At 57.3% G+C, this 16,702-nt stretch carries 11 protein-coding genes; 10 read left to right on the top strand and 1 reads right to left on the bottom strand.

The annotated features are described in order from the left end of the window. The first annotated feature begins 120 nt into the window (after positions 1-120). Positions 121-1,779 (top strand): bifunctional 3-(3-hydroxy-phenyl)propionate/3-hydroxycinnamic acid hydroxylase, encoded by a 1,659-nt coding sequence (locus tag WHX55_RS18435; protein WP_353740992.1) that lies wholly within the window; start codon positions 121-123, stop codon positions 1,777-1,779. A 2-nt stretch (positions 1,780-1,781) separates the two neighbouring features. After that, on the top strand, positions 1,782-2,426 hold the full coding sequence (locus tag WHX55_RS18430; RefSeq protein WP_150756096.1) for a TetR/AcrR family transcriptional regulator: 645 nt from the start codon (positions 1,782-1,784) through the stop codon (positions 2,424-2,426). A 277-nt stretch (positions 2,427-2,703) separates the two neighbouring features. On the opposite strand, the gene WHX55_RS18425 is transcribed toward WHX55_RS18430, so the two are convergent. After that, positions 2,704-3,939, bottom strand: a complete 1,236-nt coding sequence (locus tag WHX55_RS18425) for an NADH:flavin oxidoreductase/NADH oxidase family protein (protein ID WP_353740991.1) — start codon at positions 3,937-3,939, stop codon at positions 2,704-2,706. A 243-nt stretch (positions 3,940-4,182) separates the two neighbouring features. Between WHX55_RS18425 and WHX55_RS18420 the strand changes: the two genes are divergently transcribed. The 8 genes from WHX55_RS18420 to WHX55_RS18385 all read left to right on the top strand — a co-directional run bounded on the left by WHX55_RS18420 (position 4,183) and on the right by WHX55_RS18385 (position 16,621). Then, complete coding sequence (locus WHX55_RS18420; RefSeq protein ID WP_150756094.1) at positions 4,183-4,797, top strand: TetR/AcrR family transcriptional regulator; 615 nt, start codon at positions 4,183-4,185, stop codon at positions 4,795-4,797. Between the two features lie 87 nt (positions 4,798-4,884). Continuing rightward, positions 4,885-5,976, top strand: a complete 1,092-nt coding sequence (locus WHX55_RS18415) for a VOC family protein (protein WP_151214368.1) — start codon at positions 4,885-4,887, stop codon at positions 5,974-5,976. Between the two features lie 175 nt (positions 5,977-6,151). Beyond that, positions 6,152-7,108: a fumarylacetoacetate hydrolase family protein gene (locus WHX55_RS18410; RefSeq protein ID WP_151214367.1), complete on the top strand. Its 957-nt coding sequence runs from the start codon at positions 6,152-6,154 to the stop codon at positions 7,106-7,108. After that, positions 7,108-9,009, top strand: coding sequence for an acyl-CoA synthetase (locus tag WHX55_RS18405; protein WP_353740990.1), 1,902 nt, complete (start codon positions 7,108-7,110; stop codon positions 9,007-9,009). The genes WHX55_RS18410 and WHX55_RS18405 overlap by 1 nt, the downstream gene beginning before the upstream one ends. A 156-nt stretch (positions 9,010-9,165) precedes the next feature. Then, positions 9,166-10,485 (top strand): outer membrane protein transport protein, encoded by a 1,320-nt coding sequence (locus WHX55_RS18400; protein ID WP_151214366.1) that lies wholly within the window; start codon positions 9,166-9,168, stop codon positions 10,483-10,485. 569 nt (positions 10,486-11,054) lie between these two features. Continuing rightward, positions 11,055-12,956 (top strand): potassium transporter Kup, encoded by a 1,902-nt coding sequence (locus WHX55_RS18395; RefSeq protein WP_150725499.1) that lies wholly within the window; start codon positions 11,055-11,057, stop codon positions 12,954-12,956. Positions 12,957-13,851: 895 nt separating this feature from the next. Further along, positions 13,852-15,102 carry an OprD family outer membrane porin gene (locus tag WHX55_RS18390; protein ID WP_150758734.1) on the top strand — a complete coding sequence of 417 codons (1,251 nt, stop codon included), beginning with the start codon at positions 13,852-13,854 and terminating at the stop codon, positions 15,100-15,102. A gap of 160 nt (positions 15,103-15,262) precedes the next feature. Next, complete coding sequence (locus WHX55_RS18385; RefSeq protein WP_353743066.1) at positions 15,263-16,621, top strand: MFS transporter; 1,359 nt, start codon at positions 15,263-15,265, stop codon at positions 16,619-16,621. Positions 16,622-16,702 lie beyond the last annotated feature (81 nt).

Genomic DNA, 16,702 nt, shown 5'->3' with positions numbered 1-16,702 from the left:
TCCCGGAAAATTAATGACAAGAATATCAATATTGAAATAATCCTCAATTTTACTTACCTTCACCTTGCCTGACGATGAGATCTCCACGTCTCACGACTTCAATCACAACAAGGGCTCGAGATGAACAACAACAAGAAAACTACCGAACTGCCTCCCACCGCTGTCGATGTGCTGGTCGTCGGTAACGGTCCGGTAGGGGCGACAATCGCGGCGCTGCTCGGCCGCTATGGGGTAAAGACACTGGTATTGGACAAGACCCATGAGGTCCTGCTGATGCCCCGCGCCATTGCTCTGGATAACGAGGCGCTTCGCATCCTGCAACTCGCCGGATTGTCGGAAGACGCTTTCGAGAAGATCGCTATCCCTGAAGTGAGGATGCACTCCCCGGTCCTCGGGCAATTCGGTCGGGCCAATACCGCGGGGTGCATCGACGGCCATCCCAAACTGGTGACTTTCTATCAACCCGACCTCGAACACGCGATGCGCAGCCAGGTTTCCCGGCTGAAGACAGTGACCAGCCTGGGAGGATTCGAGCTCGAGAACCTGGTCGAGGAATCAGATTGTGTCGTCGCCACCGTACGGGGCGATGATGGCCAGACGTATCCCGTTCGCGCCCAATACCTGGTAGGTGTGGATGGCGCAAGCTCCAGGGTCAGGGCACTGATTGGCCAGGAATTCGAAGGACAGACCTATGGTGAGGATTGGCTGATTGTCGATGCCAGGAACCGGCATAAGTCAGCCATCGATCACGTTGAGTTTATCTGTGATCCACGGCGTCCAACGCCGCACATGCCCGCTCCCGGCGGAAGGGAGCGTTGGGAGTTCATGCTACACCCGGGCGAATCCCGGGAAGAGCTGGAAAGCCCCGAAAGCATAGCCCGACTGATCGCGCCATGGATCAATCCGCAAGAGCTGGAAATCGAGCGAAAGGCGGTGTATCGGTTCCACGCGCGCTGCTGCAACAGATTCAGCAAGGGACGCATCTTTCTCGCGGGAGATGCAGCCCACATCACCCCCCCTTTTGTCGGGCAAGGTCTCGTAGCGGGACTGCGCGATGCAGCCAATCTTGCCTGGAAACTGGCCTGGGTCCTTCGTGGCCATGCCGCGCCTGCAATACTCGATACCTATGACGTAGAGCGTCGCCCCCATGCCCAGGCGATGATCAATCTGGCGAAACTCATGGGCCGCCTGGTGATGCCGAGAAACAAGGTCGCAGCGTTCTTCATCCACGGCCTGATGCGCACGCTGGCGTTGACTCCCGCTACCAGAAAGTACTTCGAGCAGCTGGACATCAAGCCAAAGAACATCTTCAAACAGGGGCTGTTCGTGCAGCATCGTCGTGGCGACAAGCTGGTTCGTGGCAGTCTGTTTCCCCAAGCCTGGGTTCGCAACATGCAACAGCAGATCCAACTGAGCGACGATGCGCTTGGAGCCAACCTGACCCTGGTTGGATTCGGTGTTGACCCAATGTCACTGCTGACCGCCGCTCAGGTCGTTTCCTGGGACAAAATGGGCGGCCACTTCTTGCAGATCGGACCCTGCGGCCAGCGCTCCGGTGGCGGTTGCGACTTCGTCGAAGACCTGAACCATGGCATCCTGCCGTTGGCTGCCAAAGGCACGCTGGTTGCGGTTCGCCCCGACCGTATCATCATGCACCACGCCCCAGGCGTAGAGGCAGGCAGTCTCGTTCGAGACTGTATGGGCCTGTTGGCTAGCGCCGACGCCACAGCCGATAGCGTTTCGATTACCATTAACGAGCCCCCTCGATTAAGAGCCTGAAGATGCCTTCCCCCACTTTTCCTTCAGAAGCAACTGAACAAGAGCCTCTCACTCGGGGGCACAAGAAGCGTGAACGCACCCGTCGCGGCCTGGTGGATGCGGCATTGCGTCTTGTCGCACGTAAGGAGGTGGGGGAGATTGCACTGCTCGATGTCGCCTCGGAGGCCGCGGTGTCCAACGGCACCATCTACAACTATTTTCGAACGCGCGACGAAGTACTCGAGGCGGTTGGCATCGCCATGGCGAGTGAGTTCTCCGATGCCATTTCCGCCCTGAGTTCGGGCGTGCACTGCGGTGCGCAGCGGCTTTCGATTGGTGTGCGTATGTTCGTATGCCGGGCTGCGTACGACCATCAATGGGCCAACGCACTGCTGCGCATCATCCATTCCGATCAGACCATGCGCTCGCGCCTGGCTGCTCATGTGCTGGGCGATCTGCGTGAAGGTCTGCGCGCGGGGACTCTCGCTTATGAGGACGAGGGGATCGCCCTGGACATGGTCGTATCGTGCACAACCGGAGCCATGCGCTCGGTTGTCGAAGGGCGTGTAGTGGCGGAACACGACCAGCGGGTCGCCGAGATGATTCTCAAGGCTCTGGGCGTAACACCTGCCAGAGCCAAGAGAATCGCCGGTAAGCCGCTACCCTAGGGGGCGTTCTCAATTAGTTTCCACACCGCGCCGGGTCTGCTGTTGTGCAGGGCAAGGCGCGAGAAGCGTGGTTTGGTCATTCCAAATAAGCTTCGAGCAACGCAGCCCTGCACAACAGCAGGCCCGGCCCTTCGGGTTGTGCCTTAAAGTGGGCCAGGCTGCGTTGCAGGCCTTGGAAAGGGAGCAACCATTCCCAGCGGCCTGCGCCTTGCCTGGCCCGCTTTAAGGCGACAACGCGGCGGGGAAACTAATTGAGAACGCCCCCTACATTGGCCGGCTAAACCCGGCCAACCCATTGCCGATAGTTCTTCGCCTGGCGACGAGACTTCAGCTGATTGCCGATCAATGCCATGAGTGGCGACGTCCTGGGTTTTGTCCGTTTCCCTTGACTCAGCAAGCCGAGCTGCTTCTTGATCACCGACGCCACTGCAAGCGATGCCAGCGCCTTGTTCTTCCAGCGGACGACGATGGGCTCCACTTCGGTGTCCTGACCTGCCATCCACTGGCTTGGCAGGGCCGGCTCGATTGCCAGCGCGGTGGCAAGCCCCACCATCGACACCGAACCGCTCACCACTCGCTGCGCCACCTCCTTTCTACGCACGCCGCCGGTGACCATCAGCGGCATGTGCGCTATTTCTCCTATTTTCTCCGCGAACTCGAGAAAATACGCCTCTCGAGCCAAGCGGCTGCCATCGCGGGTCTGCCCCTGCATCGCCGGGCTTTCGTAGCTGCCACCCGACAACTCGACCAGGTCGACCGCCTTGGCATTAAGCATTTCCACCACGCGAGCCGCATCCTCAGCATCGAAACCGCCGCGCTGAAAGTCCGCGGAATTGAGCTTCACAGCAACGCAAAATATAGGTGCTACTCGCTGACGTATTGCATCGATGGTTCGCAGGAGAATTTGCGCACGATTTTCCAGGCTGCCACCCCAGCAGTCGTTACGCTGGTTGGTCAAGGGCGAAAGGAATTGGCTGAACAGGTAGCCATGTGCTGCATGAATCTCCACGCCGGTGAATCCGGCACGTTCTGCCAACACCGCCGCTTGGGTATAGCGCTCAATCAGTTCCTCGATCTCCTGCTCATTCAAGGCCCTGGGTGGCACAAAAGCTTTTGAGAGGCCGGGGATATCGACCGCAACGGCGGAGGGGCCTCTTGCCGGTTGCCCCATTGAAGCCAATAGCTGCCGTCCAGGATGATTGATTTGCATCCAGGCCTGAGCTCCGCGACAGCGGCAAGCATCGGCCCACAGCCTGAATTTGCCCAGGTTGCGATCGTCCTCAAGCACCACGCCGGCGGGTCCGGTCAAGGCGTGGCGATCAACCATGACGTTGCCAGTGATGATCAGACCGGCCCCACCCTCCGCCCAGCGCCGATAGAGCTTGACCAGTGCTTCCCCAGGAGCGTGATCCTCATCGGCAAGGTTCTCCTCCATGGCAGCCTTGGCGATTCGGTTTGGAATCACCGTGCCGTTAGGTAATCGAAGCGGTTTGAAGAGCTTTGAGCCGGTCATGTTCTGTCCTTCAGCCGATGAGAATTTGGCCAGCCCGCGCAGGGCTTGATGTGCCGAGAAGGCAAGCCTGAAATACAACACAACTGAACATGCGTGTTCAATTGTGTCAATGGCGTAGGACTTTAATTGACCTGGCTTAAGGCCGGTTTTCAGGCAGAAAAAACGACATGCTTAAAAATATGGTTGACGAGAAATGAACACGAGTGTTCAATCGGTCCATGAGGTAATCCTGGAGAGAGAACCGTGGAATCCCTGAATCCAACACAGCGCCGCATTCATCAAGCTGCCTTTCGCCTGTTCGCCGAGAGAGGCACCTCCCAAGTGAACATCCTTGACCTCGCGCAAGAGGCAGGCGTGGCGCGCGGAACGGTCTATAGCAACATCGACAGCATGGAAAGCCTGTTCGAGGCGGTCGCCAGCCATCTCGCGAGGGAGATGCATGAGCGCGTCAACAAGAGCTTCAATTCCCTCTCCGATCCGGCTCAGCGCCTTGCCAATGGCATTCGGTTCTTCATTCGTCGAGCGCACGAAGATTCACAGTGGGGAGCATTCATCCATAAGTTCGCCATGAGCAATTCTTCGTTGCGCGAAATGTTTAGCAGCCAGGCGACTACGGATCTTCTGAGCGGGCTTTCCAATGGGCGCTACCAGTTTGCGCAGGAGCAATTGCTCTCAGTACTGACGCTGATATCGAGCAGCGTCCTGGGCTCGATTTTCCTGGTTCTGGAAGGGCACAGAACGTGGCGCGAATCGGGATCTGACACAGCGGAACTAGTGCTGCGGGCATTGGGTGTGCCTCTCGAGGAGGCTAGAGCGCTGGCAACCAAAGAGTTGCCGGCACTTCCTCCTCTCGACTGAGCGCTGTAACCGACTCAACAAAAAACACCCCTGGAATTTTCAGGGGTTCGGGGATCGCTTTGCCCTGAAAACTGGAAAACAAGAACAATGAATAACAAAAATGAAATGCCCCAGTTGGCAACACAACAACCTGTCCGGCATCCGCAACCGACGGTTAAAGCCCAAGGCCTGACTCACCTGATCTTTCAAAGGCCAGACTTGAATGAGGCGGCGCATTTCCTGACAGACTTCGGCCTGGCCGTCAGTCATCAGAACGCCGAAACGCTCTATCTGCGCGGCACTGAACCGGCTCCCTATTGTTACCGTGTCCAGCGTGCAGAAAATGCATGCTTTGTCGGGTTCGGGCTGGCAGTCCAATCGCTCAAGGATCTGGAAAAGCTGACGCAAATTCCAGGTGCGTCATCGATCGAGACATCGACACATCCTGGCGGCGGGCATTACCTCAGACTGACCGATCCTTCAGGGTTTACCGTCGAAGCAGTTTGTGGCCAGACTCCAAGTAAAACCCTGGCACACAGAGCCCCACTTCCCTGGAATCTGGCGCAAGAGCAATCGCGAATCAACGCCACGCAGCGTCCGCCGATTGCACCGCCTGAAGTAATCAAACTTGGTCACATCGTAATTGAGGTGGCTGACTACCAAGCGACCTGTGCCTGGTATACCCAGCATTTCGGGTTTATTCCCAGCGATGTGCAGGTACTGCCCGACGGCACCCCCATAGTCGCCTTCATGCGCCTTGATCTTGGTGAAACGCCCGCGGATCACCATACGCTCGCGATCGCGCAGGGGTTCATGGCGACCTACAGCCATAGCGCCTATGAAGTTGTCGATGCAGACGCGGTGGGCATGGGGCAACGGGTCCTGCGAGAGCGGGGTTGGGAGCACTCATGGGGAATCGGTCGGCACATCCTGGGCAGTCAGATCTTCGATTACTGGCAAGACCCTTGGGGTGATAAGCACGAGCACTACTGCGATGGGGATATTTTTACGGCCAGGCAGCCTACGGGCATACATCCCGTGAGTCCCGAGGCAATGGCGCAGTGGGGGCAGCGCATGCCCAAGAGTTTCACAAAACCCAAGATGAGCTTGATCAATCTGCGAGCACTGATCCGTAACCTGCGAAGCAGCCCGGACTTAACCATTCGCAAGTTGATAACGCTTATGCGGATGTTCGGGTAGAGCTGCCGTCATGTCGGGCAAATCTACTCGGTATGGCCGGCGAGACGTGCTCAAAGCCGGCGCTTTGATCGTCGGCGGTTCGTTGATCTACAGCATCGCCAGCCCACCCACAGAACAACACCTCAGTTCTCGTGCCACCGAGCTCGGGACAAACGCCGCTCCAGGAGTGCCTTCAATGTCTGCTGTACACGTAGTCCGTTTTGAATTCGAGAACGGTATCCATTGGGGCGTGCTACGCCAAGGCCGTATCACGGTTGTCCCAGGTACTTTCGAAACCACCGGTGACTTCATTCGCCAGAACAGTATCGACGACCTCGCTCAACTGAAAGGCCCTGAGCTGGAGGAGGGCGAAGTAAAGCTGCTGTCGCCGGTGACCCGTAACCAGCAGTTCCTCTGCCAGGGCGCCAACTATCGTCAGCACATGATCGAGTCGGGCATGGACCCGGATGCGAAGAAATTCAACATGATCTTCACCAAGGCGACGAGTTGCCTGGTAGCGGCTGACAGCGACCTGATCAAGCCGCGCCACGTGCGCTTCCTTGACTACGAGATCGAACTGGGCCTTGTGATGAAGCGCTCGATCAGCGGCGCTGTTGCTGTCACCGACGCCAATCTGCATGAGTTCATTGCAGGCGTCGTCATTGTCAATGACTACTCGGCGCGTGACATTCAGATTCCCCAGATGCAGTTCTACAAGGGCAAGAGCTACCGCACTTTCGGCCCAGTCGGCCCGTACCTCTGCCTTCTGGATACCAAGGACATGCATTACCTCAAGGCACTGCAGTTGAAGCTGACGGTCAACGACCAGGTGCGACAGAACGACAGCACGGCCAACCTGGTTTACGGCCCCGCTGAAACCCTGACCGAACTCTCCGCCTTGCAAGATCTTGACGTTGGAGACCTGATCGCCACCGGTACTCCTGCCGGCTGCGCTCTAACGATCCCTTCTCCTGGCAAAATGCGCATTGCAGCCCTTTTGCCAGAAGCCACCAAGTGGAAGCTTTTCCTCAAGGCGCAAGAAGGCCGGACGCAATACCTCAAGGCCGGTGACGTGGTCGAGGCGCGCATTCGTAGCGCCGATGGTGTGGTCGACCTCGGAGTGCAACGCAACCGAGTCGTGGGGGAAGCCTGATGGTTGTGCAGACCCTGAACGACATCGAAAGTCTCGAACGAGTCCCCTTGTCGGAGCGAGGCCTGGCTTGCAGCACTTATGACGCGCTGCGACAGGCGGCCGAGTACTTCCCTGAGGCACCGGCGCTAAGCTTCTTCGCCGATGCCGCCGATTTCAAACGTACCTACGAGTGGAACTACTCCCAGCTCTTCGCGGATATCACCCGCGCGGCAAATGCCTTCCATGACCTGGGCATAAAACCGGGAGAGGTGCTTGCCTTCATCCTGCCCAACCTGCCGGAAACCCATTTCACTATATGGGGCGGGGAGGCGGCGGGCATCGTCATGGCGATCAATCCTCTGCTCGAGGCCAGGCAGATGGCTGGCTTGCTGAATGCCGCGAAGGTATCCGTGGTGGTAACGCTTGCGCCGACTGCGGGCAGTGATCTGTGGCCCAAACTGGCTTCGCAGCTGGATCAGCTACCCACGGTCAGGTCTGTCGTTTGGGTCAGCATGGAGCCCTATGTCGCCGAACCTGTGCGTGGGGCTCTAAAGGCCGTGGCACTGAAGGAGCGAGACTTACACAGCGATATCGCGATCCACGATTGGCAATCGCTGATGTGTACTCAGCCGCACACACACCTGAAAAGCGGTCGACAAATCCGCCAGGATGACTGCTCCTCCTACATCTGTACTGGCGGCACCACCGGGCTCCCCAAGATCGCCGCGCGTACCCATGGTTCGGAAGTATTCAATGCATGGGCTGTGTCCGCTCATTTGCAGCCACGCAGTGGTGGTCAGGTTATCTTTTGTGGCCTGCCGCTATTTCATGTAAACGGACAACTGGTGACTGGACTGATGCCTTGGACTCAAGGCGACCATGTGATCCTCGGGACGCCTCAGGGGTATCGTGGCGAGGGAGTGATCCCGCGATTCTGGGAGATGGTCGAGCACTTCGGTATCAACCTCTTCTCCGGCGTGCCAACTGTCTATGCAGCACTTCTGCAAAATGAATGGCAGGGCCGCGACCTGTCCAGTCTTCGCTTTGCAATGTGTGGCGCCGCACCCATGCCGGCTGAGCTTTTCCGCGAGTTCGAGCGCCGGACCGGGGTAAAGATCCTTGAAGGTTACGGTCTTACTGAGGGCGCCTGCGTCTCCTCAATCAATCCACCCCATGGCGAGCGCCGTATCGGCTCCATCGGGATACGGATCGCCTACCAGAATATGCGCGCGGTCTTGCTCGATGACTCTGGAGAGTACCTGCGCGACGCTGATGTGGATGAGACCGGCCTCATCACGATCAGTGGTCCGAATCTCTTCGAAGGCTATCTGGAGGAGCGTCATAACCAGGGCCTCTGGATCGATATCGACGGTCAGTGCTGGCTGAATACGGGCGACTTGGGTCGCCAGGATGCACAGGGTTACTTCTGGCTGACCGGACGCAAGAAAGAATTGATCATCCGCGGCGGCCACAATATCGATCCCAAGCAAATCGAGGAGGCGCTGCAGGCGCATCCCGCCGTTGCCCTGGCCGCTGCGATCGGCAGCCCCGACGCCTATTCGGGCGAGGTGCCGGTCGCCTACGTTCAACTGCGCCCCGGGCACACCTGCAACGCTGAAGAACTTGAGTCGTTCGCTCAACTCCACATCAGCGAGCGGGCAGCCGTTCCCAAGCGCATTGAAATCCTCGAAGCGCTGCCTCTGACTGCCGTGGGCAAGATATTCAAGCCCGCCTTGCAGCAGCGCGAGATTGCCAGGGTAGTCCAGCAGGAAGTGGAGCACCTGTGTCTGCAGGAGATTGCGGTAGACGTGGTGCAGGATGGTCGTCGTGGGCTAGTCGCATGCATACGGGCCGGGGCCGATGAGGAAAACCTGGCCCGCCTTCTGGGTCGCTACAGCTTTCAAGTGGAATGGCTCAAATGAGCCAGAATTTGCCGCCGTAAGCCCAACAAACATGCCGTGGTGCTGTTCCGCCAGGGCCTTTGCACAACTTCGGTCAACTTCAACTGGCACTGACAAGTGCGCAGGAAGGCGAAGCCTTGCCTGCGTGCAATCAAAAAAATAATAAAGAGGTGGAAAATGAAACTGAATGGCCGTGCGATTCCTTATTTCTCCGCTCCGCGAGCAAGTGCTGCCTGGATCAAGTTTACTGGCGCCATTGCAATACTCACCGCCTCAACAACCGCGGGCGCCAATGGCATTGCCCTTAATGAGCAGAGTGCAAGCAGTGCGGGAACTGCTTATGCGGGAAGGTCGTCTTCGGCGTTGGACGCCAGCACCATCTTTGGAAATCCAGCGGGCCTGACCAAGTTGAAGCGTAGTGAGATTTCCGGCGGAGTCGCGGTCATCTCGGTGAGCGACGACATTAGTGATGCGCAGAGCAGTGCCTCAGGAACAAATAAGGGGGACTCGGTACCTTTGGGGGGGGTGCCCTTCGCCTATATGTCGACGCCGCTTGATGATCGTCTTTCGATTGGTCTGGGCCTCTATGCTCCGAGTGGCCTGATCAATGATTACGAGGGCTCTTTTCAGGGGCGCTACCATGGTTCCTATAGCACGACAAAGGAAATAACCCTGCAGCCCACCATTGCCTATCGGATCAATGATTACGTGTCCATTGGTGGCGGACCGACCATAAACCGTTTCAATGCAAAGCTTCAGAATTACCTGGCCACCGGCGCCCTGAACAACGGCGAGGACACTCTGGTTACCATCAAAGGCGATGACACGGCACTTGGCTACAACGTCGGCATCTTGGTTGACTTTACTGAGGCTACCCGTTGGGGGATTAACTATCACTCGAAGGTGGACTATGAACTCGAAGGGCATACTGAGGTTTCCGGCTCCCCGAGCGTTATCCCGCTGGACGGAAAGTATGACAACAAGATAGACCTCACTATGCCCGAATCAGTGGACACGTCCATCACCCATCATTTCAATAGTCGCTGGACGGGATACCTGGGGACCACCTGGAAACGTTGGAGCCGGATCAAGAAGGTCGAGGCAGTCAACAGCGGTCTTTCCCCCTTGGGCCAGGCGGCTGGCCTGGGACGTGTGACCGAAGAAATGAACTGGCGTGACACTTGGGCCACCGCAATTGGCGCGTCCTATCAATTGAACCAACAATGGCTGCTGCGCGCAGGCTACGCTTATGATCCGTCGCCTATCAGGAATGCCGATCGCAGCGTGCGCGTTCCGGTTGGGAATCGCCAGGCCGTGACCCTGGGCGGTGCTTATTCGCCGGATGCCGATCTGACGATAGACTTTGCTTATGGTTATCTCTGGGATTCCAAAGTATCAGTAACGCAGTCGAACACCTCCGGTCTTCAACCGGAATACAGTGCCAAATATGACAATAGTGCGAATGGAGTTTCAGTGCAGGCTACCTATCGGTACTAATCGACAGAACTCCATTTTTAATGGAGTCCATTTGCACAAGCCTTCCACCTTTAATCGATAGGCAACTATCCCTATGGGCGTGATGCAGTTCCGCCTGTCAATCAGCACCAACTGCCGCGAATGCTTTCGCGGTAGTTGGTGAGTTGTCGGCAATAACCCATTCGAGAATGTGCCGGTCGATTTGCAGGTACCGTCACCTTCGATGAATCGCTTCATGATCGCCCCCGGCAAAAAATACTCAAGGGTAAGAGACGGTTGTTGGCCCCACTTTGCCAATCGTCACCGGCTGCTTTTGGCCGATTTCTGCCTTCCACGACCGGCTGAAGCCGACCCATGGCGGTCAGTCCAGACAGGCAAAATGTCGAACAGACCCAAGCCGCCAGATCTGATGTTTCGAATATCTGCCGTAAATTTTTTACGCTTTCTTTACGACTGCTGTTTCCGCCCTCAAAGATACTGGCCGCGAATTTCTAGAACGTCCATGCGCCTTGAGGCCTCAGTGGCCTGGGCATATCGTTTTGCCCAAGGATGGCATGCACTTCCTCCCCGTAATTCGAGAGAAGCGACCCTTGAGTGAAGCAGCAATCGGAGCACATGAAAACCCGCAATCCAAAACGTCAGGACTGGGCTTGCTCGTCGCAGCGGTCGGTGTGGTTTACGGGGACATCGGCACCAGCCCCCTCTACACGCTGAAAGAAGTATTTTCTGGCCACTACGGCGTTCAGGCCAACCACGACGGCGTGCTGGGTATTCTGTCGTTGGTCTTCTGGTCACTGATTTGGGTCGTTTCGATCAAGTATGTGCTGTTCATCCTGCGTGCCAACAACCAGGGTGAAGGCGGCATCATGGCGTTGACGGCGTTAGCCCGCCGCGCGGCCACACCTTATCCGCACATGAGTAAAATACTCGTTCTGCTTGGCCTCTTCGGTGCGGCACTTTTTTACGGGGACAGCATGATTACCCCGGCTATTTCGGTGCTCTCTGCGGTTGAAGGGCTACAGCTGGCGTTTGACGGAATCGGGCACTGGGTTGTGCCCTTGTCAGTGATCGTGCTGGTGGCGCTGTTCTTGATACAGAAACACGGCACGGCTCGCATCGGTATCCTGTTCGGCCCAGTGATGGTGCTGTGGTTTGTCGTGCTGGGTGCGCTGGGGATCTACGGGATTTTGCAGCGGCCGGAAGTGCTGCAAGCGCTCAATCCATACTGGGGAGCGCATTTTTTTATCGCTCATCCGGGAATCGGTGTGGCCATTCTTGGTGCAGTGGTACTCGCGCTGACGGGCGCCGAAGCACTGTATGCCGACATGGGGCACTTCGGTCGCAAGCCCATTGCCCGCGCGTGGTTCATTTTGGTATTGCCAGGACTGGTACTCAATTATTTTGGCCAAGGTGCCTTGATCCTCGAGAATCCGGAGGCGGTGCGCAATCCGTTTTATTTGCTCGCGCCGGGCTGGGCCTTGCTGCCGATGGTCGCACTCTCCACACTGGCGACCATCATCGCTTCTCAAGCCGTGATCTCCGGCGCATTTTCCCTGACTCACCAGGCCATCCAGCTTGGGTATGTCCCCCGCATGTTCATCCAGCACACCTCCAGTCAGGAGCAGGGACAGATTTACATTGGCACGGTTAACTGGGCATTGATGGTCGGTGTTGTTCTGCTGGTCATCGGTTTCGAGTCGTCCAGTGCGTTGGCCGCAGCCTATGGTGTCGCGGTGACGGGCACCATGTTGATCACAACAATTTTGTCCTCGGCGGTGGTCCTGCTCCTATGGAAAACACCACGCTGGTTGGCCATTCCAATGTTGCTGGGATTTTTGCTGGTCGATGGCCTGTACTTCGCGGCCAACGCGCCGAAGATTTTCCAGGGCGGTGCGTTCCCGGTGATTGCAGGTATTGGCCTGTTCATTTTGATGACCACCTGGAAACGGGGCCGCAAGATCATTGTTGAACGGCTGGATGAAACCGCGCTGCCTCTACCGCTATTCATCGGTAGCATCCGTACGCAACCTCCTCATCGCGTACAAGGCACGGCAGTGTTTCTAACGGCCAGGGCCGATGCCGTTCCGCATGCGCTGCTGCACAACCTGCTGCATAACCAGGTTTTGCATGAGCAAGTGGTGTTGCTCACTGTGGTGTCTGAAGACAGCCCTCGTGTGAGTGCTGATCGACGGTTTGAGGTTGAAGCGTATGGCGAAGGGTTCTTCCGGGTCAGTCTGCACTTTGGTTTTATCGAGGAGCCTGATGTCCCCTTGGCGTTGAGTCTCTGTCACTTGACTGAACTTGACTTCAGTCCGATGCGCACCACCTATTTCCTCAGCCGGGAAACGGTGATCCCGACCAAGCGCATCGGTATGGCCCGTTGGCGAGAAAGCCTGTTCGCCTTTTTACTCAAGAACGCCAACAGCAACCTGAAGTACTTCAAGTTGCCGTTGAATCGGGTGATAGAACTGGGTACACAGGTTGAGATGTAAGGAATTGGCAAGGCCGCACTGGCGGCCTTGTTTGTTCGCAGAATAAGAGACATGAAGACCTCCGTGATCAGCGTCTGTTTCAGCAGTTGATCCCGGTCATCATGAATGTCTGCTCCAGCCGATTGCTGCCTGTTTACGCCAGCCCGGAGACTCAGGCTTTCGAGGATCACCAACGATCAGATTCTCGACTTGGGTGAGAAAGATTGCATTTTCTTTCTGCAGGACTCTTTCGCCCCATATCCCATACCCCCATGTCACCAGCACCCCGCCCGGGTGTTCCCGCAAGCTCTCATTCTGTCCTGTGTAATTCATGCCGCTGCCTGACGGGATCGTCAGGGCGCCAGGCTGCGGTTGGCTTGTGCCCTGACGATACGCTGCTTGCACGGCAGCGGCAGTGCTCAGGCGGTCTGCATCAGGCTGCGCTATTGGAGAATCGCCTGCGCAATCGGGGAGGTTGGCAAGCAGTGCAATCGCTAGTTTAGGGCCCATCCAACAACAAGACCTCGTTAAAGGAAGGCTTATGCAATACAGGCTTGCCGTCTCCCACTGTGTGCCCTGCGCTTTTGAGTCGACTAAGGGAAACCTTTAGCCGGGTTGAAGATTTCCCCCCAACGGATGCTGTTCATCTCGATATCGGCGCGGCGCCTGCTGACTTACCTTGGGTAGACAAGAGGCGCGTCGTCTTGGCGGACTGTTCCATTGAGCCCGCCTGGCGTTTTACCCCATAACAACAATAGGCCTGACAATGCTCGAACCCACCGTTCTTTATATCCCTGATGCAATCCGCCTTCCTGCGCAAGAAGGCTCGGGGTTCGGCTGCCGGCATTTTTAGTTTTTAGTTCGAATCTGCTCCTATAAATACAGTGCCCAGCACATACAGATGTGGAGAAGTTAGATGTATCAGGTAAAACAATCTTGCCGTGGGCTCGGTATTGCCGGCGTGTTGGGAATGATCTGTTCGCCATTGGCAGCCTATGCCGATGTTATTGATGACAGTCACTTCAAAGTGGACACGCGTAACTTCTACTTGCACCGTAACTACACCAATAACAATGCGCCGGTTTCTGAAGTGCATAGTTGGTCTCAGGGTTTCGATGCGCAGTTTACTTCCGGTTACACCGACACAGCCTTGGCAATCGGCCTTGATGTGGATGCGCAATACGCCGTGCGCCTGGATTCGTCGGGCAACGACGGTTCGCTGCCGTACAGCGTCCGTGACCAGCAGACGGCCGATGACTACAGTCGCGCCGGTGCAACCTTGAAGATGCGCTACAGCAAGACCGAGTTGAAGGTCGGTGACCTTCGCCCACAACTGCCGGTGGCATTCGATGACCCCAGTCGGCAACTGGATACCATCTACCAAGGAGCCGTGGTCGAGTCCAAGGAAGTCGATGGGTTGACGATGACCGGCGGCCGTTTCTGGTCTGCTGCGACACGGGAATCTTCCAACCACGAGAAACTGTACAAATTTGGCTCCACCGATAATCTCGACAGTGACGGCCTTGACTTTGGCGGCGCAACTTACGACATCACCAAGAACCTGCAAGCCAGTTATTTCTATGGCGTGTTGCACGATATTTATCAGCAGCACTATTTTGGCCTGATGCATATGGCTGATCTGGGTAATGGCTACAAACTTAAAACCGATTTGCGCTACTTCAACAACAATGAAGATGGCAATGCGTTGAACGGTGAAATCGACAACCGTTCCTACGGTGCCTTGTTCACCTTGCTCAAGGGCGCACACATGTTTGGCCTCAGTTACCAGCGCATGCTCGGTGACAGCGTGTTCCCGACGATGAACGGTTATATCCCACAACCTTATCTGGTTCACTGGTCGTCCCTGGGGTTTGTCCGCCCGGATGAAAAGTCCTGGGGGGCGCGCTACAGCTATGACTTTGCCGGGATGGGCGTGCCGGGGCTGAAGCTCTACACCCGCTACATCAAGGGTACCAACTGGGACCGTGGCAACAACCTGAGCGACAACCAGGAAAGCGAACGCTTTCTGGGGCTCAGCTACGTGGTGCAGAGCGGGGCGCTGCAAGGCCTGGGGCTGGACCTGCGCAACATCGACGTGAAACAGAAGTACGGCTACGACTACAACGAATTCCGTGTCGCCACGACCTACACCTGGAAGTTCTGGTAAGCCCAGTCCACCCGGGATTTGACCCCATAACAATAAGAGGCCTGACCATGTTCGAACCCTTTGTCCTTTACATCTGCCCCGCAACTTCCCAGTCGGTGTGCTGTGCACCGTCACCCGGCGCGCTGCGCGCATGAGCGGATTCCAAGAGGAGCAAACACTAGTGAATATCCAGGTCGATAACGCGGTCCTGCAGCAGAAGAAGAAAACCTACATTTACGAGTGGTACGTGGTCGGCCTGTGCATGATCGCCTACATCTTTTCATTTGTGGATCGGCAGATCCTGGCGCTGATGATCGAGCCGATCAAAGCCGACCTGCAGATCAGCGACACCCAGTTCAGCTTGCTGCACGGGCTGGCCTTTTCGTTGTTCTACGCGTTCATGGGCATGCCCATCGCCTACCTGGCCGACCGCTTCTCCCGACCGAAGATCATCGCCGTCGGCGTCGTGTTCTGGAGCCTGGCGACGGCTGCCTGCGGCATGAGCAAGAACTTCCTGCACATGTTCCTCGCCCGCATTGGCGTCGGCGTCGGCGAAGCGGCCCTGTCGCCCTCGGCCTACTCGATGTTCAGCGACATGTTCCCCAAGGAGAAACTCGGCCGCGCAGTGGGCATCTACTCGATCGGCTCGTTCGTCGGTGGTGGCCTGGCCTTCCTGGTGGGTGGCTATGTGATCGCGATGCTCAAGGACATGAACACTATCGAGGTCGCCTTTCTCGGTGCGATGAAGGCCTGGCAGCTGGCGTTCTTCATTGTCGGCCTGCCCGGTATCGTGGTTGGCCTGTTGATCTGGCTCACCGTGCGCGACCCGGCGCGCAAAGGCTTGCAGGTCGATGCGCAGGGTCGGGCGAAGAAGGTCGCGATGAGCGATGGCTTGCGCTTCCTCGGCCGCCACCGAGCCACCTTCACTTGCCATTACCTGGGCTTTTCGTTCTACGCCATGGCCCTGTTCTGCTTGATGAGCTGGAGCCCGGCGCTGTACATCCGCAAGTTTGGCCTGTCGCCAATGGAGGCGGGCTACATGCTCGGCACCGTGCTGTTGGTGGCCAATACCGCCGGGGTGCTGTTCGGTGGATGGCTCACCGATTATCTGGCCAAGAAAGGTCATCAGGACGCTGCCATGCGCACTGGCGTCATCGGTGCCCTCGGCATGGCGGTGCCGGCCGTGCTGTTCCCTCAAGTCGATCAACTGTGGCTGTCGGTGACGTTGTTGGTGCCAGCGATGTTCTTCGCTTCGTTCCCGATGCCGGCGTCCACGGCGGCGATGCAGATCCTTGCGCCGAACCAGGTGCGCGCACAGGTCTCGGCCGTGTTCCTGCTGATCAGCAATCTGCTGGGCCTGGGCCTGGGCACCACGCTGGTGGCGCTGTTGACCGACCGCTACTTCGGATCGCCCGCAGCAGTCGGTTCTTCGATGTCGCTGGTGATTGCCGGCGCGTCGGCATTGACCGTGCTGCTGCTATGGCGTGGTTGCCGTCATTTCCGCGAAAGCTATGCCCGTGAGCACCCGACCCGGGCTTGATTGGTCATAGTCCACGATCGGCGCCCCGGCCTCGCTCCTGTTAAAGGGAACGGGGCCGAGGTGCTCCAGGTCAGGAGAATC

This window comes from Pseudomonas fluorescens, from assembly GCF_040448305.1.
Classification (GTDB): domain Bacteria; phylum Pseudomonadota; class Gammaproteobacteria; order Pseudomonadales; family Pseudomonadaceae; genus Aquipseudomonas; species Aquipseudomonas fluorescens_BH.
The sequence above is the reverse complement of the archived record's forward strand: the minus strand, read 5'-3'. Positions and strand labels throughout refer to the sequence as shown.